General features: G+C 71.6%; 20 protein-coding genes. 13 read left to right on the plus strand and 7 right to left on the minus strand.

The window, feature by feature from the left end:
* Positions 1 to 47: 47 nt before the first annotated feature.
* Entirely contained in the window at positions 48 to 1,274 is a 1,227-nt protein-coding gene (locus VF289_RS13050; protein ID WP_330884326.1) for a DUF418 domain-containing protein, read from the minus strand.
* Between the two features lie 3 nt (positions 1,275 to 1,277).
* On the minus strand, positions 1,278 to 1,856 hold the full coding sequence (locus VF289_RS13055) for a small multidrug efflux protein (protein WP_330884327.1): 579 nt from the start codon (positions 1,854 to 1,856) through the stop codon (positions 1,278 to 1,280).
* Between the two features lie 414 nt (positions 1,857 to 2,270).
* Here VF289_RS13055 and VF289_RS13060 point away from each other — a divergent pair, with 414 nt between their 5' ends.
* The 6 genes from VF289_RS13060 (at position 2,271) to VF289_RS13085 (ending at position 10,294) form a co-directional block, all read left to right on the plus strand.
* On the plus strand, positions 2,271 to 3,974 hold the full coding sequence (locus VF289_RS13060; RefSeq protein WP_330884328.1) for a sodium:proton antiporter: 1,704 nt from the start codon (positions 2,271 to 2,273) through the stop codon (positions 3,972 to 3,974).
* Positions 3,975 to 4,158: 184 nt separating this feature from the next.
* Positions 4,159 to 6,108, plus strand: coding sequence for an N-acetylglucosamine-specific PTS transporter subunit IIBC (gene nagE, locus VF289_RS13065; protein WP_330884329.1), 1,950 nt, complete (start codon positions 4,159 to 4,161; stop codon positions 6,106 to 6,108).
* 59 nt (positions 6,109 to 6,167) lie between these two features.
* Positions 6,168 to 7,544 (plus strand): hypothetical protein, encoded by a 1,377-nt coding sequence (locus VF289_RS13070; protein ID WP_330884330.1) that lies wholly within the window; start codon positions 6,168 to 6,170, stop codon positions 7,542 to 7,544.
* A 156-nt stretch (positions 7,545 to 7,700) separates the two neighbouring features.
* On the plus strand, positions 7,701 to 9,863 hold the full coding sequence (helR, locus tag VF289_RS13075; RefSeq protein ID WP_330884331.1) for an RNA polymerase recycling motor ATPase HelR: 2,163 nt from the start codon (positions 7,701 to 7,703) through the stop codon (positions 9,861 to 9,863).
* 39 nt (positions 9,864 to 9,902) lie between these two features.
* A complete protein-coding gene (locus VF289_RS13080; RefSeq protein ID WP_330884332.1) occupies positions 9,903 to 10,118 on the plus strand; it encodes a hypothetical protein in 216 nt (71 codons plus the stop codon).
* A complete protein-coding gene (locus VF289_RS13085) occupies positions 10,115 to 10,294 on the plus strand; it encodes a hypothetical protein (protein WP_330884333.1) in 180 nt (59 codons plus the stop codon). Before VF289_RS13080 ends, VF289_RS13085 begins: the two co-directional genes overlap by 4 nt.
* Positions 10,295 to 10,315: 21 nt before the next feature.
* Here the strand turns inward: VF289_RS13085 and VF289_RS13090 are convergent, their stop codons facing one another.
* Both VF289_RS13090 and VF289_RS13095 read right to left on the minus strand, forming a co-directional pair.
* Positions 10,316 to 11,887, minus strand: a complete 1,572-nt coding sequence (locus VF289_RS13090) for a peptide MFS transporter (RefSeq protein ID WP_414644486.1) — start codon at positions 11,885 to 11,887, stop codon at positions 10,316 to 10,318.
* 62 nt (positions 11,888 to 11,949) lie between these two features.
* On the minus strand, positions 11,950 to 13,452 hold the full coding sequence (locus tag VF289_RS13095) for an NAD(P)/FAD-dependent oxidoreductase (protein ID WP_330884334.1): 1,503 nt from the start codon (positions 13,450 to 13,452) through the stop codon (positions 11,950 to 11,952).
* Positions 13,453 to 13,597: 145 nt separating this feature from the next.
* Here VF289_RS13095 and VF289_RS13100 point away from each other — a divergent pair, with 145 nt between their 5' ends.
* From VF289_RS13100 to VF289_RS13125, 6 genes are all read left to right on the plus strand, one after another.
* Positions 13,598 to 14,440 (plus strand): siderophore-interacting protein, encoded by an 843-nt coding sequence (locus VF289_RS13100; RefSeq protein ID WP_330884335.1) that lies wholly within the window; start codon positions 13,598 to 13,600, stop codon positions 14,438 to 14,440.
* 28 nt (positions 14,441 to 14,468) lie between these two features.
* Positions 14,469 to 15,140 carry a DNA-3-methyladenine glycosylase I gene (locus VF289_RS13105; RefSeq protein WP_330884336.1) on the plus strand — a complete coding sequence of 224 codons (672 nt, stop codon included), beginning with the start codon at positions 14,469 to 14,471 and terminating at the stop codon, positions 15,138 to 15,140.
* Between the two features lie 68 nt (positions 15,141 to 15,208).
* Positions 15,209 to 16,513 (plus strand): O-acetylhomoserine aminocarboxypropyltransferase/cysteine synthase family protein, encoded by a 1,305-nt coding sequence (locus VF289_RS13110; protein WP_330884337.1) that lies wholly within the window; start codon positions 15,209 to 15,211, stop codon positions 16,511 to 16,513.
* 49 nt (positions 16,514 to 16,562) lie between these two features.
* On the plus strand, positions 16,563 to 17,675 hold the full coding sequence (locus VF289_RS13115; RefSeq protein ID WP_330884338.1) for an FAD-dependent oxidoreductase: 1,113 nt from the start codon (positions 16,563 to 16,565) through the stop codon (positions 17,673 to 17,675).
* A 10-nt stretch (positions 17,676 to 17,685) separates the two neighbouring features.
* Entirely contained in the window at positions 17,686 to 18,417 is a 732-nt protein-coding gene (locus tag VF289_RS13120; protein WP_330884339.1) for a PIG-L deacetylase family protein, read from the plus strand.
* 95 nt (positions 18,418 to 18,512) lie between these two features.
* Entirely contained in the window at positions 18,513 to 20,384 is a 1,872-nt protein-coding gene (locus VF289_RS13125; protein WP_330884340.1) for a transketolase, read from the plus strand.
* A gap of 16 nt (positions 20,385 to 20,400) precedes the next feature.
* Here VF289_RS13125 and VF289_RS13130 read toward each other — a convergent pair whose 3' ends face one another.
* The 3 genes from VF289_RS13130 to VF289_RS13140 all read right to left on the minus strand — a co-directional run bounded on the left by VF289_RS13130 (position 20,401) and on the right by VF289_RS13140 (position 24,477).
* Positions 20,401 to 21,861 carry a sugar porter family MFS transporter gene (locus tag VF289_RS13130; RefSeq protein WP_330884341.1) on the minus strand — a complete coding sequence of 487 codons (1,461 nt, stop codon included), beginning with the start codon at positions 21,859 to 21,861 and terminating at the stop codon, positions 20,401 to 20,403.
* 101 nt (positions 21,862 to 21,962) lie between these two features.
* Positions 21,963 to 23,762 (minus strand): methionine--tRNA ligase, encoded by a 1,800-nt coding sequence (metG, locus tag VF289_RS13135; RefSeq protein WP_330884342.1) that lies wholly within the window; start codon positions 23,760 to 23,762, stop codon positions 21,963 to 21,965.
* A 55-nt stretch (positions 23,763 to 23,817) separates the two neighbouring features.
* A complete protein-coding gene (locus VF289_RS13140) occupies positions 23,818 to 24,477 on the minus strand; it encodes an HAD family hydrolase (RefSeq protein ID WP_330884343.1) in 660 nt (219 codons plus the stop codon).
* Positions 24,478 to 24,873: 396 nt separating this feature from the next.
* Between VF289_RS13140 and VF289_RS13145 the strand changes: the two genes are divergently transcribed.
* A complete protein-coding gene (locus VF289_RS13145) occupies positions 24,874 to 26,328 on the plus strand; it encodes an ATP-binding cassette domain-containing protein (protein ID WP_414644492.1) in 1,455 nt (484 codons plus the stop codon).
* The last annotated feature ends 5 nt before the right edge of the window (positions 26,329 to 26,333 follow it).

The following is a 26,333-nucleotide window of genomic DNA, read 5'->3' on the forward strand; positions in this document are numbered from 1 at the left end:
AAGGTGATTGCCGCCTTGACACGCCGAGAACACCTCATGTCGGGACGTCAACCGCTCGCCCCGTAGGTCAACCGTCGCAGCAGCACCTCGGCCGGGCCGCGCCTGCCCGACCGTTCCAGAGCGAGAGCTCCGAGAAGGGTCGTCGTCCACACCGCGACCGCGATCAGCAGCGCCGTGAAGCTGCTCAGATGGGCGCCGAGCCCCAGCCCCCAGGCGGCGAGCAGCGGACCGTAGACCAGGGACTGGGCGAGGTAGCCGCTCAGGGAGCGGCGACCCAGAGCGGAGAGCGCCCGCACCGGCCTGCTGCGCAGCCCGGCACCGTCCTCTCGGGAGCGCAGGGCGTGGACGAGAAGTCCGAACAGCGCGGCGTATCCGGCGCCGGCGCCGATCCCGGTGAGGAAGTGGGCCGATTCGAGCAGCGCGGTGGACGGTACGGTGAGCACGCCGAGGTGCACGAGGGCCTGCGTGAGCCCGACGCCCCAGCCCAGCCCGATCCCGAGCCCGGCCACCCATCGCAGCAGGCGCAGGTGCTTCTCCGGCTCCTCGAGCAGTCGATGTCGGGCGGCGAGCAGCCCGAGCAGGAACGCGACGGGCAGGGCCAGGGTCACGACGCCCGAGACCAGCCCGAACCCCCACTGCGCCAGGCGGATCGGCACGGAGGCGAGATAGCTCGGCTCGGCGAGGCTCAGCCGCTGCATCCCTGCCGCGGCATCTGCCCCGGTCGACCCGGATGCGGCGGCGGTCAGCAGCATCATCGTCGTGCATACGCCCAGCAGCACGAGGGTCGATACCGCGAGGGTGCGGTCCGAGCGGCGCAGGAACAGCGGCAGCATCAGCAGGCCGATCAGTCCGTAGGTGCCCACGATGTCGCCCTGCCACAGCAGGGCGGCATGCACCAGGCCGAGGGCGAGCATCCACAGGTGACGACGCCGCAGGAGTCGTCGGGCCTCGCTCTCGGGCACCCCTCGCGTGCTCTGCCGGGCGAGCATCTGGCCGATGCCGTAGGCGAACAGCAGACCGAACATGGTGTGGGTGCGGGCATCGACCACCGTGATGGTCAGGAGCTGCGCGAGACGATCCGTCACGGAGCCGTCCGCGGGATGCATGGGGCTCGCCCCGACGTGACTGGTGTAGAGGAACCAGGGGGCGTGGGCGAGGGCGATCAGCAGCAGCATCATGCCGCGGGCCAGATCCGGGGCGGGTGCGCGGTCGGCGGTCGGGGTGGGCCCCGTGGTGCGGGCGGGGACGGGAGGGGCGTCCGCGGCGGAGGTCACCGCTCAGCCCGTCAGCACGGCGAGCACGCCGGTCGCGGCGAGGGTGATCGCCGTGGTCCACAGCACGATCGCGATGATCTGCCACAGCAGCACCCAGTTGCGGCGCACGCCGGTCGCGACGAGGGTCGCGGCGGTCAGGTGCGTGGGCAGGGCGAGGGGGCCGATGAGGCTGGCCCCGGGGACGCCGAAGCGCACCACCCAGCGCAGCAGCCGCTCGCGACCCTTGGACGACGTCGGCGGCTCAGGAGCATCGCCGTCGCTCAGCCCGCTCACCGTCGTCCCCGGACCGCCGGCGCCGGCCAGCACCTCGACGGGGACCTCGGAGTGCGCCTTGCGGCGCCGCCGGCCGACGATCGCGGTGCGGAGGCGGTCGCCGAAGTGGACGACCACGAACACGGCGAGGATGTTCCCGCTCGCTCCAGCGATGGCGGCCACCAGCGGATTGATGCCCGCGAGGATGCCGAGGGCCGCAGAGCCCTCGCCCTCGACGTACGGAACCATCCCGGCGAGCGCCACGATCAGCGGCTGCAGCAGGGCGGGCACCTGGTCGACGAGGCCCTGGAGGCCTTCGTAGAGGTTCATGACGTCTCCTTCAGGAGGTCGGGGCCGCCCTCGGCGACCCGCTGAATACGATGCATCCAGCCTGGTCGTCGCGGGGCCCGCGCGGCAGAGCGGAACGTCATGAGCGGGAGTGATGATCTCCCGGGTGGCGTCTGACAGATGTCATACCGGCGGATGACGCGTCCTTCTGTCCCGGGTGGCGATGATGCCCCGATGCCCCGATCGTGAGGTCGACGTGCTGCGCCTGACCCAGGACAGTCCCTGACCCAGGACGGACCGAGCGGCGCCGAGATCTCCGCTCGCCTGCACCTCGCGCAGGGGACGGTGCGAAACTGTCTCTCCGACCCCCTCGCGGAGCCGGGCGTCGCCACCGGTGATGCCGCCGCGCCGGAGGCGAGGGCTCACGGGTGGATCTGAGCGCGAGGAGAGCGAGCCATGGGACTGGAGCACTTCGAGGTCATCGCGGTGCTCGCGGTGCTCATCATCGTCGCGGCGTCCTACTTCTCGAGTCGGCTGGGGCTCGCGACGCCCATCATCCTGGTGCTGGTGGGGCTCGGGGTGAGCCTGGTCCCCGGGGTGCCGCTGATCGCTCCGGAGCCTGATCTGATCCTCGCCGCGGTGCTCCCGCCGCTGCTCTACTCGGCCGCGGTGAACATGCCGGTGATGGACTTCCGTCGGGACCTGAAGACCATCGGTGCGCTCTCCGTGCTCCTCGTCCTGGTCTCCGCCTTCGCCGTCGGGATCCTGCTGTGGGCGATCCTCCCGAATCTCAGCTTCGCGGCCGCCGTGGCCGTCGGCGCCGTGGTCAGCCCGCCCGACGCCGTCGCCGCCACCGCCATCGGCAAGCGTCTGGGCCTGCCTCCGCGACTGCTGACGATCCTCGAAGGGGAGGGCCTGGTCAACGATGCGACCGCCCTGGTACTCCTGCGCACCGCCGTCGCCGCGACCGCCGGGGCCTTCTCCTTCTGGCAGGCCGCCGGGGACTTTTTCTACGCGGTGGCGGTCGCGATCGTGATCGGTGCCGCAGTCGGCGTCCTCGCGGTGCGCATCCGCTCCAAGATCGACCAGCCCGTGCTCACCACCGCGATCTCCTTCGTGGTCCCGTTCATCGCCTTCCTGCCGGCCGAGCTGGCCGACGCCTCCGGCGTCCTCTCCGTGGTCGCCGCCGGACTGGTCACGGGCGCCAGCAGCGTGCGCCGCCTCAGCGTCGCCGACCGCAATGCCGAGCGGACCAACTGGCTCACCATCCAGCTGCTGCTCGAGAACGGTGTGTTCCTGCTGATGGGCCTGCAGCTGCACACCCTGGTCGCCGAAGTGTCCGCAGGCGGTCTGTCGGTCTGGCATGCCGTCTGGGTGGGGCTCGCGGTGACCGTGCTGCTCGGGCTGATCCGGGTCGCCTTCGTGGCGCCCGTGGTGTTCACCGCCCGCCGCCGCCGTCCCGAGCACGAGCAGCAGGCACGCCGGTTCGATGACGCGCTCGAGCGCATCACGCAGGACGAGCGCCTGCAGACCCACCCGCGCGGGGAGCGGATCGAGAGATGGCTGCAGCGCCGGCGCGCGGACGCGAAGTTCTACGCGGGCAACGGCCTGGGCTGGCGCGGCGGGGCGGTGCTCGCCTGGTCCGGGATGCGCGGAGTGGTCACGCTCGCGGCAGCGCAGTCGCTCCCGACCGACTTCCCGTACCGCACCCAGCTGGTGCTGATCGCGTTCGTGGTCGCCCTGGTCACCCTGGTGGGACAGGGCGGCACGCTGCCGCTGCTCATCCGGGTGCTCGGAATCCGCGGGACCGACGAGGAGCAGTCGCGGCGCGAGCTGGCCCTGCTGATGCTCGAGATCAACGAGGCGGCCGCCGGCCAGGTGCTGGACAACCCCGACCTCCATCGCCGCGGTGGCGAGCGGTTCGACCCCGCCGTGATCGAGAAGGCCCGTGAGGTGCAGCGCAGGCTGGCCGATCCGCGGCGCACGGACCGGGCCGAGGACCAGGTCAAGGCCCAGTACTCCGAGCTCATGCAACTGATCCTCGATGCGCAGCAGGACGCGCTGAACGAGGCCCGCTCCACCGGCGCCTACGACTCGACGACGGTCAAGCGGGCACAGAAGCAGCTCGATCAGGGATCGGTGCGCTTCACGCAGCGCTGAGCAGGACCGACCTTTCCGATACGGCACGGCGCCGGTTCCCGCAGGCGCTGCGTCGTGCGTCATGCCGAGGGGTCCTGAGCACGGCGTCAGCACGCCGGAGGCGCACAATGGCCGCCGTCCCCGGACGCGCACCGCCGGCACCGTCGTCGGCCGATCCCGCGCGTCCTCGACCAGAGAGGTCCCCATGAAGTTCTTCCAGCGCCTCGGCAGATCGCTGATGCTGCCGGTCGCAGTGCTCCCCGTCGCCGCGATCCTCAGCGGCATCGGCTACTGGATCCTGACAGCCACCGGCGACGACACCAATATCGTCGGCGGCTTCTTCCAGATCGCCGGCGGCGCGCTGCTGGACCAGCTGCCGCTGCTGTTCGCGATCGGTGTCGCCATCGGCATGGCCAAGAAGCCCGACGGCACCTCGGCGCTGGCGGGCCTGGTCTCCTGGCTGGTGGTGACCACGCTGCTGGCGCCGTCGAGCGTCGCGATCTTCAAGGGGATCGAGGAGAGCGAGGTCAACCTGGCCTTCTCCAACGTCGAGAACGTGTTCATCGGCATCCTGTGCGGGCTCATCGGCGCGTACTCCTACGACCATTTCAAGGATTCGGAGCTGCCGGACGCGCTGGCCTTCTTCTCCGGGCGGCGTTCGGTCGCGATCGTCGCCGCCGGGGCCTCGCTGGTGCTCGCGCTGGCGCTGTTCTTCCTGTGGCCGCTGGTGTTCACGGGCCTGGTCGGCTTCGGCGAGTTCATCCTCACCCTCGGGCCGGTGGGCGTGGGCATCTACGGGTTCCTCAACCGCCTGCTGATCCCGCTGGGCCTCCATCACGCCCTGAACTCCGTGTTCTGGTTCGACGTGGCAGGCATCAACGACCTGGGCAACTTCCTCAACAACACCGGCACCTACGGCGTCACCGGCCAGTACATGACCGGCTTCTTCCCGGTGATGATGATGGGCCTGCCGGGCGCTGCGCTGGCGATGTACGTCACCGCCAGGAGCTCCCGTCGCAAGGTGGCCGCCGGTGTGCTGTTCTCCAGCGCGATCGCCTCGTTCTTCGTGGGCGTCACCGAACCGCTCGAGTTCTCCTTCATGTTCCTCGCTCCCGGCCTGTATGTGGTCCATGCCCTGTTCACCGGGATCTCGATGGGCATCAGCGCCCTGCTGCCGGTGCGGATGGGCTTCGGCTTCTCGGGCGGCTTCATCGACCTGGTCCTGGGCTGGGTCAATCCCATGGCGCAGAACCCCTGGGCGATCCCGCTGATGGGCCTGTTCTGGTTCGTCGCCTACTTCGTGGTGTTCCGCGCGATCATCCTGAAGTTCGATCTGAAGACCCCGGGACGCGACGACGACGACCAGCTCACCGACCAGGGCGTCGTGCTCGCCGGCGAGCGGAAGCACCTCGCCGCCGCCACCGCCTTCCTCGCCGGGATGGGTGGGAAGGAGAACATCACCGATCTGGAGAACTGCACGACGCGGCTGCGCATGGAGGTCGCCGACACCTCGCTCGTCGACGACGGCGCGCTGAAGCGGGCGGGCGCCGCGGGCGTCGTGCGACCGGGCGGGCGGTCCGTGCAGGTCATCTACGGCACCAGCGTCCAGTTCGTGAAGGACGCGATGGACTCGATCATGAGCGGTCGCGTGGCCCCGGTCGACGCCGATCAGGAGCGGGCGGAGCTGGAGCAGGCGGAGCCAGGGCAGGCAGAGCCGCAGGACGGGCCCGGCACCCCGGTGCGGACCCGCCACCTGGTGCGCCTGCGTCAGCCCGTCGCCGGCGCAGCGGTGCCGCTGTCCGAGGTGCCTGATGAGACCTTCGCCCAGGAGATCATGGGCCCGGGCGTCGCCATCGAGCCGACCGACGGCCAGATCCTCGCCCCCGCCGCAGGCACCGTCGGCCATGTCTTCCCGACCGGGCACGCCGTCGCCCTGGTGCTCGAGGACGGCGTGGAGCTGCTGATCCACGTCGGAGTGGACACGGTGAAGATGGCCGGGGAGGGCTTCACCACCCTCGTCGAGCCCGGCCAGCAGGTGAGCTCCGGGACCCCGCTGCTGCGCGCGGATCTCTCCGCGATCCGCCGCGCGGGCCATCCCACCATCACGCCGGTGATCGTCATGAACGACCGGGACGCCCGCATCGAGCTGGTCTGAGCCGAACCTCGCAGCGCCCCGCGGTGGCAGGACCCGCCGCGGGGCGTCATGCTGGAGGGATGGAGGATCCGAGGCAGGAGCAGAGCCGACGCGAGCGGGAGGCGGTGCTGTCCGAATACGGCACCTGGCGCCTCACCGGCGACGAGGACGCCCCCGTCGCAGCGGAGGTGGGCACGCTCGAGACGCTGCTGCGACTGCGGGACCAGCAGCAGGACGCCCCGGACCCCGGATGGTGGACCGAGGAGCTGATGACCCAGCTGCTCACCGAGATCGTGCCGCGCACCGTGGTCCAGCCCCGTGAACGGGTCATGGACATGGTCCCCACGCTGTCGAGGTTCTTCACCTACCTCGTCGAGACGGGCCGATGGAGCCCGGACTCGATGCCGGTCACGGAGGCTCCGGCCGCCCTGGCCGCGCTCGAGTTCGCGACCCTCGAGGCGGCCGAGGACCCCTCCCGCCGCTCCTTCTCGACCAATGTGCTCGGTCACGGGATCGCGCTCGGCGTCGACCTCGAGGACGATGAGCAGCTGGCCGGCTATATGCACTGGTACAACTCGCTGCCCGACGACGAACGGGTCCAGCTCAGCGACACCGGCCGGCTGCCCTCACCGACCGTCGCCTTCGACCGGGAGCGCGCGGTGCAGGCCGCCCGGGAGGACCGCCGGGCGTCGAGCTCCTGGCCCTGGTTCCTGCCCGCTCCGGAGGCGGAGGACTCGATCGCGCTCGGCGACCTCGCCCAGGGCGAGGACCTCGAGGTGTATGCGGCCAGCCGTTTCGTGCGGCGCGCTGCCGCGATCCTCGAGCTCGTGGGCGAGGAGGGGGTGCGCATCACCTCGACCGGAGCGCTCGGCCGTGCCGACTGCCGCGCGCTGCTCACCGACGGGGAGGGGAGCGGGCCCGCCGTCCGCTCGATGTGGGATCGACCCGAGCTGACGGGTCCCTGGATCACGCTGCTGGACGGCGGCTGGCTGGAGATCGTGGGAGGCCGTGCGCTGGCCCGGCCCGGTCCCGTGCCCTACCTGCCGCTCGGTTCCGACAGCGACGGCTTCGTCGAGTTCGGGCATGCGGTGCTCACCGCGGCGCTGTTCGGCAAGGAGGCCCGTGATGCCGAGGACGGCGGATTCCGGGGGATGCCCGACACCCTCGCCGCGCTGCTGGCCGCGTGCAGCAGCAGTGGACTCGCACTGCCCGAGCCGTTCTCCGAGGATCCGGGAGCGCCGGAGATCCCGTGGGATCCGGCGACCGGGCAGTGGGATCGTGACGAGCTGCGCCGGTACGTCGCCGTCGCGAGGGACCTCGACGACCTCGCGGCGGTGGGGATCCTGGAGCGTGAGGGGCGACGCTTCACGGGCTCACCCGCAGTGATGGTCGCGCTGGTGGCGCTCATCCGAGATCAGAACGACCCTCCGCCGGAGGACCAGCAGCGGCTGCTCTGAGGCTGTCACGGCAGGTCCTCGTCACGCCGAGGACTCCTTCCGTGAGTCCAGTATATCTGCTGGTGGGGGGCTTACAGCAAGAGCCCCTGGGTGGGTGAGAATCACTCCTCCGCGCTGCCCGATCGGCACGCGATGACGCCTTCTCCCGGGAGACCCATGACGCTCACCAGCCTCTTCGACCTGCCCACGGGCTCGGCCCACAAGGCCGCCCCCGCTCGGATCGCCGCCGACGACCACCACTTCCGTGCCCTCGACACAGCCCTCGAGGCCGATCTCGCCGCGCTCGAGCTGCGGCTCGACCGCGCGCTCTCGCACCAGACGGGAGACGCCCAGGGCCGTGTCGAGCGCGAGGCGAACATCGACCATCTGCGCCGGCGCAGGCGGCACCTCGCCGGATTCCGTCGCGATGCCGTGCTCGGGAGGATGACCCCGGCCGACGGGACCCCTCCGGTGTACGTGGGCCGCCTCGGGATCAGCGGGGCCGACGGCAGACCGCTGCTGGTGGACTGGCGCTCGGAGGTCGCCGCTCCCTTCTTCACCGCGACCCGCGCCGATCCGGCCGGGCTGCGCTCACGCCGTCGCTACCGCTGGTCCGGAGGGCGTGTCCGCGACTACTGGGACGAGAACCTCGACGGCGGGCCGCTCAGAGAGGACGAGAGCCCCGACGAGGAGTCCGCACTGCTGGCGAGCCTCGGCGAGGCCCGCACCGGCCGGATGGGCAGCGTCCTGACCACCCTCGCCGCGGATCAGGACGCGATCATCCGCGCCGAGTCCCGTCAGCCCCTGGTGATCGATGGCGGTCCCGGCACCGGGAAGACAGTGGTGGCCCTCCATCGCGCCGCCTACCTGCTCTATCACGACCCCCGTCTGCGCCGCAGCGATGCAGGAGTGCTGGTCGTCGGCCCGCACCATCCCTATCTGCACTACGTGGCGGATGTGCTGCCGGCTCTCGGCGAGGACGGGGTGCGCACCTGCACGGTGGCCGACATGGTGCCCGAGGGGGCGGACGCCCTGCCCGAGCGCGACCCGGACGTCGCGCGCCTCAAGGGCAGCGGGCAGCTGGTCGCCGCGATCGGCCCGGCGGTCGCCCTCTATGAGGAGCCACCCGCACAGACCCATGTGCTCGACACCGAGTGGTGGAGCGTGGTCCTGGAGCGCGAGGACTGGCAGGAGGTCTTCGATGCCGTGGATCCCGGCACTCCGCACAACCTCGCGCGGGGCGAGCTCTGGGAGGCGCTCACCGAGCTCGTCTCGGCGAAGCTCGCGATGCACCTCGAGGAGCCGCCCGCTGCCGAGCAGGTGCGCCGAGCCATCGACCAGGATCCCACGCTGCAGAGCCTGGTGGCTCGCGCGTGGCCGCTGCTGGAGGCGACGGACCTCGTGGGCGACCTCTTCGAGGTTCCCGCCTACCTGCGCCGCTGCGCACCGTCGCTCAGTCCTGAGGAGGTGCAGCGTCTGCAGCGGGAGCGCGCACGAGCCTGGACCGTCTCGGACCTCCCGCTGCTGGATGCGGCCCGGCACCGCCTCGGCGACCCCGGCGCGGACGCCCGTGACCGTCGGCATCGCGCCGCACGGCGGGAGCGCGTGGAGGAGATCGAGCTGGGGCTCGAGGAGCTGATCGCCTCCGACAGCTCCGAGATGCAGGAGCTGTCCATGCTGCGCGGCGCGGACATGAGAGCCGCGCTCGCGGACACGACTCCGTGGGACGTCCCTCCGCCCGATGCCCTGGCCGGGCCGTTCACCCACGTGGTGGTCGACGAGGCGCAGGAGCTCGACGATGCGCAATGGGCGATGATCCTGCGTCGCTGCCCTTCCCGCGGGCTCACCATCGTCGGGGATCGTGCCCAGGCCGCCCGCGGATTCACCGGCAGCTGGGAGGAGCGCCTGGCACGGGTGGCCATCGAGGGGGCGGCGAGGGCCACGCTGACTCTGAACTACCGCACTCCGGCCGAGATCATGGAGCACGCCGCGGGCGAGATCCACGCTGCCGTGCCGGAGGCGACCGTGCCCGCCTCGATACGCCGCACCGGGATCCCGGTGCGGCACGGAAGGGTCGCGCAGCTCGAGCAGGTCGTCCGGGAATGGCTCGGTGCGCAGCGGGAGGGCACTGTCGCCGTGATCGCAGAGCCGGACCTCGCCACGGTCCTCGCCGAGCTCTCGAGGGTGCAGGTCCTCGACCCGCAGCTGGCCAAGGGTCTCGAGTTCGACCTGGTGGTGCTGGTGGACCCGGAGACCTTCGGGCGGGGCATCGAGGGGGCCGTGGCCCGCTATGTCGCGAGCACCCGTGCCACCCAGGAGCTGGTGGTGCTCGAGAGATGACTCCTTGGACACTTGTCCGGAAGTTTCTAGGGTGAGGTCATGGCATCGCCCCGCACGGCCGCCCCCGTCCCCCCGATCCGTCGTCTCCAGATCCTCGCCATCGCCGTCGTCGGCGCACTCGCGGTGCTGGCATATATCGTCTCGGCGCTGCTCGAGGGAGGGACTGCGGAGCTCCTGCAGCGGCTCGCCGGCGGTCTCGGGCTCCTCTGCGCCGTCATCGGGGTCAGCTTCGCCGTGGTGGGGAATCCCCGATGATCGTCCTGCTCAGCGTGGTCGGCGCGCTCGCCGTCCTCGCCTTCGTGCTCTTCCTGGTGCTGGGCCTGGTCAAGGGCTGGCAGGATCCCACAGCCCGCCTGCTGCTGCGCGGAGCGGGCGGGCTGGGGATCATCTGCGCCGTGATCGGGGTGCTGCTGCCCGTGCTCGGGGGCTGAGCGGTCTCGAGGGCTGCGTGCTCAGCGCACCCCGCGCATGCCTCGGCTGACGGGCTTCGCGACCAGCAGCATGACCACTCCGATCGAGATGGTGACCGCGCCCAGCGCCCCGAAGTAGGCGACCTCGTTCTCCGCCGAGTAGAAGGTGGCCAGCGCCCCGGAGAGCGAGGTGCCCAGCGCGACCGAGAGGTTGTACAGCGCCATCATCATTACCGGGTACGAGCGCGGTGCCAGCTTGGTGGCCAGCGACAGGCCGACAGGGGAGAGCCACAGCTCGCCGATCGTCGCGACCAGCATGATCATCGCGATCCACAGCACCGGCACCGAGACCACCGAGGCCATCGGCAGGAACAGCAGGAATGCCGAGCCCATCAGGATGATGCCCACGCCGAACTTCCGCGGGGTGCCGGGCTGGCGGGTGCCGAGCTTCGTCCACAGCGCCGCGAACACCGGCGCCAGCACGATGATGAAGAAGGGGTTGAAGGACTGCACCCAGGAGATCGGCATCGTCCAGTCACCGAGGAAGGGCAGGGACAGCACGCGGTCCAGGCGGGTGTCCGAGTACAGCGTGATCACGGTGAACTGCTGCTGGAACAGGGCGAAGAACGCCGCCGTGCCGATGAACAGCGGGATGAAGGAGACCACGCGGGAGCGCTCGTCGGCGTCGAGCTTCTTCGAGGTGAGCAGCAGGGCGAAGATGACGACCGCCCCGAGGACGGCGAGGGCTGCGACGACAGTGGCGAGGTTGTTCGCCGTCAGCACGCCGGTGAGCACCAGCACCAGCACCAGCACGACGGTGGCGAGGGCGATGCCGCCCCAGACCGGGTACTGAGAGCGCGGCAGCGGGTCCGGGACCGTGTGGACGCTCGCGGGCAGGCCCCTGCGGGTCAGGGTGTACTGCACCAGGCCGATGAGCATGCCCACGGCGGCGAGCCCGAAGCCGAGGTGGAAGCCCCACGACTGCTGCGCGACACCGGTGATCAACGGGCCCAGCAGGCCACCGATGTTGATGCCCATGTAGTAGATCGAGAAGCCCGCGTCGCGGCGCGGGTCATCGCGCGAGTACAGCGCGCCGACGAGGGTCGCCGCGGTGGACTTCAGGCCGCCGGAGCCGACGCCGACCAGCAGCAGGCCGAGCATCAGGCCGGGGATCCCGGGCACCAGCGCGAGCGCGAGGTGGCCCAGCATGATCATCACCGCGCTGGCGAACAGGGTCCTCTCGGGGCCCAGCAGCCGGTCGGAGACCAGCGCACCGAGGATCGAGAAGAGATAGACCGAGCCGCCGTAGGCGCCGACGATGCCCAGGGCGACCGTCTCGTCGATCCCGAGCCCGCCGTCGGTGGCGGCGAAGTACATGTAGATCGCGAGGATGCCCTGCATCCCGTAGAAGCTGAAGCGCTCCCACAGCTCGACGCTGAACAGGTTCGCGAGCGGTCCCGGCTGGCCCAGGAAGGTGCGACCGGAGGGGTTGTGGGGATCCGAGCCGCCGCGGGAGTCCGCGCCGCCGAGGGGCTCCGCCGCGACCCCGCCGCCGTCAGCGCCGGGGAGGTCGGGAGGCGTGGGGGCGAAGGTCGGGCCGTCTGAAGAATTCACGGTGGGTCATCCTGCGACACCCGTGGTCATGATTTCAACGTTCGACGCGAGGGTGTGAGCAGTCAGTCCCGGGCCGCGGAGGGGGAGAGGTCCGGGAGCTGCGTGATCCCGAACTCCCGGGCCAGCACCCGGCGGGCGGCGTGCCAGCCGGACATGCCGTGCACACCGGGGCCTGGCGGAGTCGCCTGCGAGCACAGGTACCAGCCGGTCTCGGCCAGGCGGTAGGGATCCAGCCGGGCCGTGGGACGGGCGATCATCCCGGCCATCGTCACGCGGCCCATCGAGATGTCCCCGCCGACCAGCGCCGGATTGTGCCGGACCATCTCGGAGGCCGGGATGCCGCGCGAGGCGACGATCAGGTCGCGGAAACCGGGCGCGAACCGTTCGATCTGGGCGGTGACCAGCTCGGTGGGGTCGGTGGTGTCCCCGGCGGGCACATGCGCATAGGCCCACAGCGGACGCAGGCCTCCATGGATCCGTCCGGGGTCGACCACGGCCGGGTCGCTGACCAGGGTCATGGGCCGAGCGGGCAGCCGTCCGGCGGCGACCTCCGCCTCAGCCTGCGCCATCTGCGCTCGCGTGCCGCCGAGGTGCTGGGTGCCGGCCTCGGCGACCTCCGGATCGCGCCAGGGCACGGGTCCGGAGAGGACGAAGTCCACCTTCGCCGCGCCGTCGCCGTGGGGGAAGCGGCGCAGCGCCCGCTCGAGCGATGCGGGCAGGCGGTTGGCCAGGATGTCCGCCGCAGCGGGGGCCGGGGTGTCCAGCAGCACGGCCCGTGCGGGGGGCACATCCCGCCAGCTGCGCACATGGCGCCCGGTGTGCACGCTCCCGCCGTGGGCGATGAGGTCCGCGACCAGGACGTCGATGATCGACTGGGAGCCGCCGACGGGGATCGGCCAGCCCACCCCGTGGCCGATCGTGCCGAGCAGCCCAGCGGTCGCCGCCATCGCGAGCGACGGCATCGGGCCGATCGCGTGCGCGGCGACGCCGCCCAGCAGTGCGCGGGCGCGCTCGGTGCGGAAGGGGAGGTCCCAGGCCGGCGTGCCCTGCAGGCCGACGAGGGCGCCGAAGACCGGGGCCGCGGCGAGGGTGCGCGGCGTCAGCAGCTCGGGCGGGACGGAGCGCTTGTCGCCGAGGGCGAGTTCGACCACCAGGTCCTGGTGGCGTGCGAGCGTGCCGAGCAGGGCGCGCCAGATCGGCCCGTCGGTGCCGAGCCCGTCGGCGGTGCGCTCCACGTCGCGCCACGCGATCGCGGCCGGCTGGTCGTCCAGCGGCTGGGCGTAGGAGGCGACGGGCGCGATGGCGCGGACCCCGCGGGCGGCCACGTCGAAGGCGGCGAAGAACGGACTGGCCAGGGCCAGCGGATGCGCGGCCGAGCAGATGTCGTGCACGATCCCTGGAGCGAGGCCGAGGTCGAGGGTGCGGGCACCGCCACCGATCGTGTCCTGCGATTCCAGCACCTGCACGGACAGCCCCGCACGGGCGAGGGTCACGGCGGCGGCGAGGCCGTTGGGGCCGGAGCCGACCACGACGACATCGGCCACGGGAACGGAACGGACGCTCATGCACCCAGCCTATGGCAGGGGGGCGCGCAGGGGGACGCGGCGGTGCCCCTTGCGGTCACCCGGCCTCGCAGCCGGTGCTGCCGAATCCCTCTCAGCCGGAGCCGCCGATATTTAAGTGAGTCAGATGTAGCGTAATGTGGAAGGCATGCAGACCACCACGGAACAGGCCCGACCCGCCCGCCGCGAGAGGACCCAGGCCATCCTCGAGGTACGGGGAAAGACCCGGATCTCCCCGCGCCTGCTGCGCCTGACCCTGGGCGGTGAGGGCTATGACGCGCTGAACCGCAACGAGCACCCTGACGCCTATGTCAAGCTGCTGCTCGCCGACCCCGCCTCCGGTCTGCGCCCGCCCTACGAGCTGGAGGAGCTGCGGGAGTCCAGCCCTGAGCTGCTGCCGGCCCGCCGCACGTACACCGTGCGCAGGTGGGACGACGAGAAGCGGCAGATCGAGCTCGACGTGGTGCTGCACGGGGACGGCGAGGGCGAGAAGGACGGCGTGGCGTCGCGCTGGGCCGATGAGGCCCAGCCCGGTGACGTGGTGGCCATGTTCGGCGCCGGCGGCGGCTACACACCGCTGGCCGAGACGCGTCGTCACCTGCTGATCGGCGATCACGCCGCACTGCCCGCCATCGCCGCATCGCTCGAGGTGATGCCGGCGGAGGCCGTCGGGGAGGTGCTGATCCACCTGGACCACGAGGAGGACCGCCTCGAGCTCGCACATCCGGACGGCGTCGAGCTGCGCTGGCTGATCGGGTCGCGGGAGGAGCTGGTCGATGCCGTCGCCGCGCTCGATCTCAGCGACCACGAGGGCCTGCAGGTGTTCTGCCACGTCGAGCGCGGCACCACCAAGCGGCTGCGCCGGGTGCTCGTGAAGGACGCCGGCATCCCTCGCGCGCAGATCTCGATCTCGGCCTACTGGGCGCTGGGCCGCATCGAGGACCAGTTCCAGGCAGAGAAGCGCGAGCCGATCGGAAAGATCGACGACTGAGCGGCGAGCGACGACCGAGCGGCGCGTGATGGGCACTGCACTGCACACCGGGGACGACGGCCTCGCGCGCCCCGCCTGGGCCGCGGTCCATGACGACCTGCGCGAGTACTACGACACCGAGTGGGGCATGCCCGTGCGGGACGAACGGGGCGTGTTCGAGCGGCTCGCCCTGGAGGGCTTCCAGTCCGGGCTCAGCTGGGCGACGATCCTCCGCCGGCGCGAGGGGTTCCGCCGCGCCTTCGCCGGCTTCGACGTCGACGCGGTGGCGGCCTTCGACGCCGCGGACGTCGACCGGTTGCTCGCTGACACGGGGATCATCCGCCACCGAGGGAAGATCGAGGCCACGATCTCCAACGCCCGGGCGACGATCGCGCTGCGCGCAGAGGGCATCACCCTCGCCGACCTCGTCTGGTCCTATCGCCCCGCGCGCACCCCGATGCCGCTCACCGCCGCCGAGGTCCCCACCACCAGCCCTGAGTCGGTGGCGCTCGCCCGGGATCTCAAGCGGCGCGGCTTCCGCTTCGTCGGCCCCACCACCATGTTCGCGCTCATGGAGGCGCTGGGGGTGGTCGACACCCATCTGCTCGGCTCCCACCGCCGTGGCAGCTCCGGTGTCTGGGCGGCCGATGGCAGGCCGGTCGAGGAGGGCACCGCGGCTGCGAGCGCGGGAGCGGTCGCGGGGCGCAACACTCCGTCATAGACCTCGCCCGCTCGTACGGTGCGGCCGGAGGATGAACCGGTCAGCACCGCACGGGGCGAGGAGAAGCGATGAGCACGGCAGGGATCCATGCGGGGTGGGACGCCGCGGCCGACGCGCACAATGCGCTCACCCCTCCCATCCACACCGCGAGCGCCTATGCCCACTCCTCGCATGCGGAGCTCAGTGCGCTCTTCCAGCGGCGGGCGGACGGCTTCGCCTATTCGCGCTCCGGCAACCCCACCACCGCAGTCCTCGAGCAGCGCATCACCGCCCTCGAGCACGGGATCGGTGCGGTCGCGGTCGCCTCCGGCCAGGCCGCGACCACCATCGCGCTGTGCGCGCTCGCCGCACCGGGCGGGCACGTCGTGGCGTCCTCGCGGCTCTACGGCGGCACCACCGAGCTCCTCGACGACACCCTCGCGGACTTCGGTGTGACCTGCACCGTCGCGGATCCGTGGGACCTCACGGCCTGGGACGCGGCGTTCACCGAGGACACCCGCGCGGCGATCGTCGAATCGATCGCGAACCCCGGCGCGCAGCTGGTGGACCTCGGGGCGCTCAGCGCGATCGCCCACGCCCGTGACGTGCCCGTCGTGGTCGACTCCACCCTGGCCAGCCCTGCTCTGTATCGCCCCGGCGAGCACGGCGCGGACATCGTCGTCCATTCCGCCACCAAGTACCTCTGCGGGCACGGCACCACCATCGCAGGGCTCATCGTCGACACCGGACGGTTCGACCCGCGACGATGTCCGCAGCGCTGGCCGCAGCTGACCCGCCCGAACCGGCGCTTCGGGGTCACCTTCGCGCAGGAGTACACCCGGGGTGCCTCGGGCCTGCTGGCCTACGCCCGCGCCAAGTACGTCACCGACTTCGGCACCACCCTGCCGGCCACCAGCGCGCAGCAGATCCTGGTGGGCATCGAGACCCTCGATCTGCGGATGCGGAAGGTGAGCGCCGATGCCGCAGCTCTCGCAGCCCACCTGCAAGCACTGCCGGGGGTCCTCCGCGTGGAGCATCCCACGATGCCCGGCCGTCCCGATGCCGCGATGGCTGCTCGCGACTTCCCCCGCGGCACCTCCGGGGTGTTCTCGCTCGAGCTGGCCGGGGGAGAGGCGGCAGCGGCCGCCTTCTGCGATGCGCTCTCGCTGTGGACCATCGCGGTGAACCTCGGCGATGCCCGCTCGCTGGTGTGCCATCCGGCGACCACCACCCACTGCCACCTCACCGATCATCAGCGCGAGGTGTGCGGGGTGCGCCCGGGCACCGTACGGCTCAGCGTGGGACTCGAGGACGTCGCAGACCTCCGTGCCGACCTCGAGCAGGCTCTGGCCGTGGCGGGCGCGGCGACGGGGACATTCACCTCGACGGCGTGAGACGGGACGCATCGCGGAACATCCGGCGTCGCGGTGCGTTGTGCCGGGCATGGACGATTCGGTGCGCAGCGTCGACGTGGTGGTGATCGGCGCCGGTCAGGCGGGACTCTCCGCCGCGTATCACCTGCAGCGTCACGGCGAGTTGAGCACCGTGATCCTCGATGCCGAGGCGGGGCCGGGCGGCGCCTGGCGCCATCGCTGGGACAGTCTCACCATGGCGACCGTCAACGGGATCCGCGAACTGCCGGGAATGCCGGTGGTCGACGCGGCGGACGACCAGCCCGCCCGCCTCGCAGTGCCGGACTACTTCGCCGACTTCGAGCAGCGCTTCGCGGTGCAGATCGAGCGGCCCGTCCGCGTGACCCTGGTGGAGGACGATCCAGCCGACCCCGCCGGCGAGGGGACGGCGCCGCGCCCGCTGCTGGTGCACTCGATCGGGCAGGACGGCCGACGCAGGCCTCCGCTGCGGACCCGCGCGGTGCTCAACGCCACCGGCACCTGGACCCGCCCCTTCCGCCCCGCCTCTCCCGGCGCCGAGAGCTTCCGGGGAACACAGCTGCACACCGCCGACTACCGCCGCGCCGAGGACTTCACGGGGAAGAGGGTCGGCATCATCGGAGGCGGAATCAGCGCACTGGACCACCTGCTGGAGATCGCCGAGGTGGGGGAGACCTTCTGGTTCACCCGCCGTGAGCCCGTGTTCGCCGAGCGGCCCTTCACCCAGGAGGTCGGGCGCGAGGTGATCGCAGGCGTGACGGCCCGGGTCCAGCAGGGACTGCCGGTGCGCAGCGTGGTCTCCGCGACAGGTCTGGCCTGGACGCCCGCCCTGCGCAGAGCGCAGCAGCGCGGGATCCTTGCACGGCGGCCCATGTTCACCGAGATCACGCCGGAGGGTGTGCGCGATGAGAACGGCGCGGTGACCTCGCTGGACGTGCTGCTGTGGGCCACCGGGTTCCGCCACGCGCTGCGGCACCTGAGGCCGCTCGCGCTGCGCAACGCCCACGGCGGCATCGCCATGGACGGCACGGCCGTCGCCCACGACCCGCGCATCCATCTGCTCGGCTATGGGCCCAGCGCCTCCACCATCGGCGCCAACCGGGCCGGACGGGCCGCTGTGAATCGGCTGAGCAGGGACCTGGCCCGGTCCCGCGTGCCCGCCTAGGGTGGAGGCCATGAGCGCCTCACCCTCCCTGCTGCCCGTGCTGCCCGAGGACGGGGTGCGGCGCGTGCTGTGCATCGTCGCCCATCCCGACGACATGGAGTACGGCGCCTCGGCGGCCGTCGCCGCGTGGACGGCTGCGGGAATCGAGGTGAGCTACCTGCTGCTCACCCGCGGCGAGGCCGGAATGGCGCAGGAGCCGGCGGTCGTCGGCCCGTTGCGCGAACGCGAACAGCGACGCGCCTGCCAGCGCGTCGGCGTCGCGGATCTGCGCCACCTCGACCACCCCGACGGGATGCTCGAGGGCGGGCTGGCCCTGCGCCGCGACATCGCCCGGCAGATCCGGCAGCTCCGGCCCGACCTCGTGCTCACCGCGAACTTCGAGGTCGAGGCCTACGGCGGGCTGAACCAGGCCGACCACCGCGTGGCCGGACTCGCCGCCGTGGACGCCTGCCGTGATGCGGCCAACCCCTGGGTGTTCCGCGAGCTGGCCGAGGTCGAGGGGCTCGCCCCGTGGCGGACCGCCCGCCTGCTCATCGCCGGCCACCCCGAACCCACCCATGCCAAGCACGTGACGCCGGAGCACGTGCAGGCCGCGGTGGACTCCCTCAACGCCCACGAGGCCTATCTCGCGCACGTCGAGGGGCACCCGCGCCCCGAGGACTTCCTCCCCGAGGTGCTGCGCGGCGGGGGCGAGGCCGCAGGCACCGAGCACGCCGTGGTGCTGCGCGTCTTCGACCTCTGATCAGGCCGACCGTCCGGTCGTCGATCGTTGCCGCTGCGACGGCGCGGCTCGTACGGTGGGGACATCAGGCACGATCCGCCACGGAAGGAGCCCTGATGACCACCTCCCTGCACGAAGGCCTCGACCTCGACCAGGTCCCGGAGCTCGCCGCCCAGCTGCGCGTGGATTCGATCCGCGCCTCGAGCAGCGCCGGCTCCGGTCACCCCACCTCGAGCCTCTCCGCCGCCGACCTGCTGGCCACCCTCATGTCCCGGCACCTGCGCTACGACTGGGACGCGCCGGATGCCCCCGGCAATGACCACCTGGTGTTCTCCAAGGGGCACGCCTCACCGCTGCTGTACTCGGTCTACAAGGCCGCCGGCGTCGTCTCCGACCAGGAGTTGATGGAGGGATACCGCCGCTTCGATCAGCGTCTCGAAGGCCACCCCACCCCGGTGCTGCCGTGGGTCGACGTCGCCACCGGCTCCCTCGGCCAGGGACTGCCCGACGGGGTCGGGATCGCGCTCGCCGGCAAGCACCTCGACCAGGCGCCGTACCGGGTGTGGGTGCTGACGGGCGACAGCGAGCTCGCCGAGGGCTCCATGTGGGAGGCCTTCGCCACCGCCGCCCACTACGGGCTGACCAACCTGGTGACCATCGTGGACGTGAACCGGCTGGGGCAGCGCGGCGAGACCGCGCTCGGCTGGGACATGGACACCTATGCCGCCCGTGTCGAGGCGTTCGGCGCACGCGCCGTGGTCATCGACGGCCACGACATCGCCCAGGTCGACGACGCCCTCTCCCAGGCCGATGGCGAGCTCGACCGCCCGCTGGTGATCCTCGCCCGCACCGTCAAGGGCAAGGGCATCCCCGGTATCGAGGATGAGCTGGACTGGCACGGCAAGCCGATCCCCGACGAGAAGGCCGAGGAGGCCATCGCCTCCCTCGGCGGTGAGCGCTCGCTGCAGGTGCGCGGCCCGAAGCCGCCCCAGGTCGAGCGGGCCGGGCACGCCCCGAGGGGCACGGTCCGGCTGCCCACCTTCGAGCGCGGGGAGGAGATCGCGACCCGCAAGGCCTACGGCCCCGCGCTCTCCGCGCTCGCGGACGTCGACCCGCGCGTGGTCGCGCTCGACGGCGAGGTCTCCAACTCCACCGGGGTCGCCGACTTCCTCGAGGACCACCCCGAGCGGTTCTTCGAGATGTTCATCGCCGAGCAGCAGATGGTCGCCGCCGCGACAGGACTGTCCACCCGCGGGTACATCGCCTACGCCTCGACCTTCGCGGCGTTCCTGACCCGCGCCGCCGACTTCCTCCGCATGGCGCCGGTCTCCCGGGTGGATCTGCGACTGGTCGGCTCTCACGCGGGCGTCGAGATCGGCGCCGACGGCCCGTCACAGATGGGGCTCGAGGACCTCGCCATGGTCGCCGCCACCCAGGGCTCCACGGTGCTCTACCCGAGCGATGCCACCTCCACAGCGGCGCTGGTCGCCCGGATGGCCGACATCTCCGGAGTCAGCTACCTGCGCACCACCCGCGGCGGATATCCCGTGCTCTACGGGCCCGAGGAGGAGTTCTCCGTCGGCGGCTCCAAGACCCTGCGCCGCAGCGAGCACGACGCCGTCACCCTCATCGGCGCGGGCGTGACGCTGCACGAGGCGCTCGCCGCAGCGGACTCCCTGGCCGAGGACGGCGTGCACGCCCGCGTGATCGACGCCTACTCGGTCAAGCCGATCGACGGCGAGGGCATCCGCGCCGCCGTCTCCGAGACCGGCGGGCGCGTGGTGGTGGCCGAGGACCATCACGCCGAGGGCGGTCTGGGCGCCGCGGTGCTCGCCGCGCTTGCCGCCGAGCCTCTCGCCGATCTGCACCTGACGCATCTCGCGGTCGATGGAGTGCCCGGCTCGGGCACCACCCAGGAGCTGCTGGACTGGGCGGGCATCGACGCGGCGCACATCGCCCGCGCCGCGCGCGCCGCGCTCGAGGGCTGACCCCGCTCGGGCGGGGTCAGCTGCTCCTGCGACCCCGCCCCAGCTCCAGGGTGTCCATGTCCTCCAGCTCGCGGTCCTTGGTCTCCGGCACCCACAGGAACACGAAGATCAGGCTCAGCAGCGCGAAGGCGGCGTACAGGCCGTAGGCGAAGGTGAGACCGATGGTCGACAGCGTCGGGAAGGTGGTCGAGACCAGCCAGTTCGCCGCCCACTGCGCGGCCGCCGCGACGGCGAGGGCGGAGGCTCGGATCCGGTTGGGGAAGATCTCGCCCAGCAGCACCCACACCAGAGGCCCCCAGGTCGCGCCGAAGAACATCACGAAGGCGTTCGCGCCGATCAGCGCCACCGTGGACCACGGGTCAGGCAGGGAGACGGCCTCGGAGCCGGCGGCGACCTCGCCGAAGGAGAAGGCCAGCGCCATCAGCCCCAGGGAGGCGGTCATCCCCGCCGAGCCGACCAGCAGCATCAGGCGCCTGCCCAGCCGGTCCACCAGCACGATCGCGATGATCGTCGCGACGATGTTCATGATCGAGGTGATGGTGGAGGTCAGCAGCGCCTGGGACTCGTCGAAGCCGACGGACTGCCACAGCGTGGTCGAGTAGTAGAAGATGACATTGATGCCCACCAGCTGCTGGAACAGCGACAGCACGATCCCCAGCCAGACGATCGGCTTCAGACCGAAGCGCCCGCCCAGCAGATCGCGCAGGCTCTCGGAGTCCTCCCGTTCGAGGGTCTTGCGGATCTGCTCGATCTTGAGGTTGACGTCGGGCTCGCCGGTGAAGTCGTAGAGCACCTTCGAGGCGCGGTCCAGCTGGTTCCGGCGGATCAGGTAGCGCGGGGACTCCGGCAGGAACAGGGCCATGATCCCGTAGGCCGCAGCCGGCACCGCCTCGATCATGAACATCCAGCGCCAGGCCGCGACCCCGAACCAGAAGCTCTGCTCGGAGCCTCCGGCCGAGTTCGCGATCAGCGCGTTGGACAGCAGGGCCACGAAGATGCCGAGCACGATCGCCAGCTGCTGCAGGGAGCCCAGACGGCCGCGGAACTTCGCCGGCGCGACCTCCGCGATGTAGGCGGGGGCGATGACGCTCGCGGCGCCCACGCCCAGACCGCCGACCACACGCCACGCGATGAGGTCCCAGACGCCGAAGGCGATGCCGGAGCCGATCGCCGAGACGAAGAACAGGGTCGCGGCGATCACCATCACCGGGATGCGGCCGTAGCGGTTGGAGAGGGAGCCGGCGAACCAGGCGCCGACGGCGCAGCCCAGCAGCGCCGAGGAGACCGCGAAGCCGGTGAGCCCGGCACCGAGGGAGAACTCCTCGGACAGGGCGCCCACCGCGCCGTTGATCACCGAGGTGTCGAAGCCGAAGAGGAAGCCGCCGACAGCGGCGGCGATCGAGATCCCCACGACCTTCGCGTTCAGTCGCTGGGAGGGTGCGGACCCCGCACCGGAGGGAGCTGCGGATGCTGACATGACGGACACGCCTCCTTGCCGAAGACCTCGGGCGGCCACCGTATCCCGTCGGCCGCCCGGGCGGGGGAGGATCGCCCGGGCGAGGAGGAGCCGCTGGGCGCTCAGCCCTCGGCGGCGGCCTCGAGGCGCTCGAGCTCCTGCTCGGCGACCGTCGGATCGAGCTTGACGAAGATGCCGGTGGGCTTGACCACCGTCTGGCCGACGCCCACGGGATGGTGCGCCCAGGCCGGGATGTCGGTGTAGTCGCCGGTGATGATCGGGTAGCCGGGGCCGCCGTCGAGGTCCTCGACCTCGTCGATCTGCGGCATCGGTGCGATCTGCCGGGTCCCGCCGAGCGCCTTCTCGACCTCGTTCGCCGAATGGGGCAGGAAGGGGGCCATCATCGTGTTGAGATCCGTGACGGCCTGCGCGAGCACGTGCAGCACGGTGAGCAGGCGCGGGCGCTGCTCCTCGGCCTTCATCTTGAACGGCTCGGTGCGCGAGACGTAGGCGTTCGCCTCTCCGACCAGGCGCATGATCTCCGCGATCGCGGCGCGCTGGCGGTGGGCCTCGATGAGACCGCCCACGGTCGTGAACCCCTCGCGGATCTGGTCGAGCAGGGCGGTGTCGATCTCCTCGAGCTCGCCGGCCGCCGGGATCTCGCCCACGTTCTTGGCGATCATCGCGGCGGTGCGATTGACCAGGTTGCCCCAGCCCGCGACCAGCTCGTTGTTGGTGCGGGAGATGAAGTCGGTCCAGGTGAAGTCAGCATCCTGGTTCTCCGGCCCGGCGGCGGAGATGAAGTAGCGCAGCGCGTCGGGCTGGTAGCGCTCGAGCATATCGCGCACGTAGATGACGACTCGCTTGGAGGAGGAGAACTTCTTGCCCTCCATGGTGAGGAACTCGCTGGAGACCACCTCGGTGGGCAGCTTCAGCTCGCCGAAGCGGCCGGGCTCGCCGCCCTTGTCGCCCTGTCCGTTCTGCGCGATCATCTCCGCCGGCCAGATCTGCGAGTGGAAGACGATGTTGTCCTTGCCCATGAAGTAGTAGGCCAGGGTCTCGGGATCGTTCCACCACTTCCGCCACGCCTCGGGGTTGCCCGAGCGGCGCGCCCACTCGATCGAGGCGGAGAGGTAGCCGATCACGGCGTCGAACCAGACGTACAGGCGCTTGTTCGGCTGGTCCTCCCAGCCCGGCACCGGGATGCCCCAGTCGATGTCGCGCGTCATCGCGCGGGGCTTGATGTCCTCGAGGATGTTCTGGCTGAAGCGGATCACGTTCGGGCGCCACAGCCCGGTCGCCTCGCGCTCGTCCAGCCAGCGACCCAGCTCCCCGGCCAGGGCCGGAAGGTCCAGGAACCAGTGGGAGGTCTCGATGAACTCCGGGGTCTCGCCGTTGATGCGCGAGACCGGGTCGATCAGGTCCGTGGGGTCGAGCTGGTTGCCGCAGGTGTCGCACTGGTCGCCGCGGGCGCCTCCGGCGCCGCAGATCGGGCAGGTGCCCTCGATGTACCGGTCCGGCAGGGTGCGACCGGTGGACGGTGAGATGGCCCCGTTGGTGGTCTGCTCGATCATGTAGCCGTTGTTCCGCACGGCCACGAACATGTCCTGCACCACCTGGTAGTGGTTGCGCGTGGTGGTGCGCGTGAAGAGGTCGTAGCTCAGGCCCAGCGCGACCAGGTCCTCGACGATGAGGCGGTTGTTGCGATCGGCGAGCTCCCGGGCGGAGATGCCCTCGCTGTCCGCCTCGACCAGGATCGGCGTGCCGTGCTCGTCGGTGCCCGAGACCATGAGCACGTCGTTCCCGGCCATCCGCATGTAGCGGGAGAAGACGTCGGAGGGGACGCCGAAGCCGGCGACGTGGCCGATGTGGCGGGGACCGTTGGCGTACGGCCAGGCGACCGCGGACAGGACTGTGCTCATGGGAGTCGATTCTAGGGGAGCCGGAGGGCACGGCCGACGCAGAACGGGCGAGACCTCAGACCGATCCGGACAAGGGCACATGGTGGAGCGCCCGCCAGCCGTGCTCGGCGGCACCCCGCACGTGCCGCGGGGAGTCGTCGAGGAAGGCGACCTGGTCCGCTCGCAGCGCTGCGGAGAGCTCGCGCTCGATGCGGGAATGCGCACGGGCGTAGGCCTCGGGATCGGGTTTCGCGGCACCGAGGTCCGCGGTGTTCAGCAGGAACCGTCGGCCATCGCCGAGGAAGGGCGCCAGTCCCAGCTCCGCGAGCTCCTCGGGCACGCGGTCGGTGCCGTTGGTCAGCACGAACACGGGTGTGCCCTGCTCGCGGAGCTCCTGCAGCGCGGCGAGCACCCGGTGGTCGACCTGTGCCGGGGCGGCGGCCCAGCGGTCGATGGCCGCGTGCGCCGCGCCGGGCGTGCTGCCCGCGTCCACCAGTGCCTCCGCCGCGAGGGCGCGCCAGCGTGCATGGGTGCCCCGGCCACGGGTGACGTCCTCGAGGTAGGGGTGCTGCAGCACGGCGCCGAATGCTGTGCCGGCAGCGGTGCCCGTCAGCTCGTCGAGCTCGGCCCACAGCGACGGGTCGAACACTCTCAGCACCCCGTCGAGGTCGGTGACGACCACGCGGACGCCCTGATGCGCGACGAGATCGTGGAGCTGCTGCAGGGACGAGCTCATGGACAGCATCGTACGGGCCCGTGGGGAGGGGCCAGGGAGGGAGCAGGAGGGACCGGGGTGCGACCAGAGAGCAATTTTCCCGTGACAGTGCGGCCGGGCCCTGCCTACGGTGCAGACATGTGCTGCCGATTCTCGAGCGCGATGATGATCGCGCGTCCCCGCGCCCGCCGCTGACGGCGGCGCCCTCCACACCTCACGCCGTCGTCCGGATCTCCGCCGGGCGGCCCTTCGCCATGCCCGGTGCACCTCACCACCGGAAGGCACCCCATGACTCAGCACCCCCGTTCCCCCGACGCCCCGACTCCCTCGAACACCGGTACCGGTACCGGTACCGGCACTGGCGCTGTTGCTGGCGCTCGCGCCGGGGCGGGGACGGCGCATCTCCGTGCCCGTGGCCTGCGGCTGGCGCGAGCGGACCGCGTGCTCCTGGAGCACGTCGACCTCAGCCTCGCCCCGGGGGACCGGCTCGCCGTGGTCGGTGACAACGGGCGCGGCAAGACCACCCTGCTCAAGGCCCTCGCCGGGACCCTCGATCCTGATGCGGGCTCCGTCGAACGCCATGGCGGGCTCGGCGTGGTCCATCAGGAGCTCGAGATCGGCTCCGACGGGTCCGCCACGGTGCGCACCGTCGGAGAACTGCTCGACGAGCTGCTCGCACGGCCGCTGCAGGCCCTCCGGGAGCTCGACGATGCCGCGGCAGCACTGGTCGCGGACACCGCCGCGGTGGCGCAGCGCTACGACGCGGCACTCGCCCAGGTCACAGCCCTGGACGCCTGGGACGCCCCGCGGCGTCTCGAGGAGGCGCTCGAGCAGGTGGGTGCGGTCACGGGCCGCTCACAGCCCCTCTCCGCACTGTCCGTCGGTCAGCGCTATCGCGTGCGTCTGGCCGGGGTCATCGCCGCCCGCGATGACATCCTGCTGCTGGACGAGCCCACGAACCACCTCGACGAGCGGGGCCTGGACCACCTCTCCCGAGCCCTGCGCGAGCATCACGGCGCCGCAGCGATCGTCTCTCACGACAGGACGTTGCTGGCAGGTGTCGCCACCGCCTTCCTCGACCTCGACCCCACCAGCGATGACCGGCCTCTGCTGGTCAGCGGCGGTCTCGAGCAGTGGCAGGACGCTCGGCGGCGGCACCGCGCGGCCTGGGAGGACGCCTACCGTGCCCAGCAGGAGGAGCATGAGCGGCTCCGTACGCGGGCGGAGGCCGCCCGCTCCCGGCTCTCCACCGGGTGGCGGCCGGACAAGGGCACCGGCAAGCACCAGCGGCAGTCCCGCGCCCCGGGAGCGGTGCGGGCGATGAACGAGAGGATCGACCGGCTCGAGGAGCACCTGCTCGAGGTGCCACCTCCACCGCAGCGGCTGCGCCTTCCGGCGGCGCAGACAGCTGCCGGGACGCCGCTGCTGCGGGCGGACGCGGTCCGGGTCGCTGGACGGCTGGCGGAGTCCACGCTGCGCCTCGAGGGCGGGGACCGTCTGCTCGTGGTCGGCCCCAACGGCGCCGGCAAGACCACCCTGCTCCGGGTTCTCGCCGGTGAGATCGAGCCCTCGGCCGGATCTGTGCGGGTTCTCGGCCGGGCGCGGATCGGGCTGCTCACCCAGGAGGATGCGCCGCCCGGCGGAGCCCACGGCAGCCCGGGGGAGCGACGGCGGAGGTCACTGGCCGGTCTGTTCCGCGAGCGGCCCGACGTGCTGCTGCTCGATGAGCCCACCAACCACCTGGGGGTCAGCGGGGTGGAGGATCTGCTCACCGCCCTCGAGCTGACGGCGTCGGCCGTGGTGCTCGCCAGCCACGACCGCTCCGTGCTGCGCGCGCTGGAGCACTGGCCGCGGCTCGAGCTCGGCGGCTGAGGCCC

The sequence above is a fragment of the Brachybacterium sp. genome (genome assembly GCF_036379615.1).
In the GTDB taxonomy this organism is placed as follows: domain Bacteria; phylum Actinomycetota; class Actinomycetes; order Actinomycetales; family Dermabacteraceae; genus Brachybacterium.

What these genes read in the sequence shown, in the direction of transcription:
- helR (WP_330884331.1), top strand. Translation starts at nt 7,701, where the DNA reads ATGACGCTCACCAGCCTCTTCGACCTGCCCACGGGCTCGGCCCACAAG.
- VF289_RS13115 (WP_330884338.1), top strand. Translation starts at nt 16,563, where the DNA reads ATGGACGATTCGGTGCGCAGCGTCGACGTGGTGGTGATCGGCGCCGGT.
- VF289_RS13060 (WP_330884328.1), top strand. Translation starts at nt 2,271, where the DNA reads ATGGGACTGGAGCACTTCGAGGTCATCGCGGTGCTCGCGGTGCTCATC.
- metG (WP_330884342.1), bottom strand. Translation starts at nt 23,762, where the DNA reads ATGAGCACAGTCCTGTCCGCGGTCGCCTGGCCGTACGCCAACGGTCCC.
- VF289_RS13105 (WP_330884336.1), top strand. Translation starts at nt 14,469, where the DNA reads ATGGGCACTGCACTGCACACCGGGGACGACGGCCTCGCGCGCCCCGCC.
- VF289_RS13095 (WP_330884334.1), bottom strand. Translation starts at nt 13,452, where the DNA reads ATGAGCGTCCGTTCCGTTCCCGTGGCCGATGTCGTCGTGGTCGGCTCC.
- VF289_RS13125 (WP_330884340.1), top strand. Translation starts at nt 18,513, where the DNA reads ATGACCACCTCCCTGCACGAAGGCCTCGACCTCGACCAGGTCCCGGAG.
- VF289_RS13120 (WP_330884339.1), top strand. Translation starts at nt 17,686, where the DNA reads ATGAGCGCCTCACCCTCCCTGCTGCCCGTGCTGCCCGAGGACGGGGTG.
- VF289_RS13100 (WP_330884335.1), top strand. Translation starts at nt 13,598, where the DNA reads ATGCAGACCACCACGGAACAGGCCCGACCCGCCCGCCGCGAGAGGACC.
- VF289_RS13055 (WP_330884327.1), bottom strand. Translation starts at nt 1,856, where the DNA reads ATGAACCTCTACGAAGGCCTCCAGGGCCTCGTCGACCAGGTGCCCGCC.
- VF289_RS13110 (WP_330884337.1), top strand. Translation starts at nt 15,209, where the DNA reads ATGAGCACGGCAGGGATCCATGCGGGGTGGGACGCCGCGGCCGACGCG.
- VF289_RS13140 (WP_330884343.1), bottom strand. Translation starts at nt 24,477, where the DNA reads ATGAGCTCGTCCCTGCAGCAGCTCCACGATCTCGTCGCGCATCAGGGC.
- VF289_RS13130 (WP_330884341.1), bottom strand. Translation starts at nt 21,861, where the DNA reads ATGTCAGCATCCGCAGCTCCCTCCGGTGCGGGGTCCGCACCCTCCCAG.
- VF289_RS13085 (WP_330884333.1), top strand. Translation starts at nt 10,115, where the DNA reads ATGATCGTCCTGCTCAGCGTGGTCGGCGCGCTCGCCGTCCTCGCCTTC.
- nagE (WP_330884329.1), top strand. Translation starts at nt 4,159, where the DNA reads ATGAAGTTCTTCCAGCGCCTCGGCAGATCGCTGATGCTGCCGGTCGCA.
- VF289_RS13070 (WP_330884330.1), top strand. Translation starts at nt 6,168, where the DNA reads ATGGAGGATCCGAGGCAGGAGCAGAGCCGACGCGAGCGGGAGGCGGTG.
- VF289_RS13080 (WP_330884332.1), top strand. Translation starts at nt 9,903, where the DNA reads ATGGCATCGCCCCGCACGGCCGCCCCCGTCCCCCCGATCCGTCGTCTC.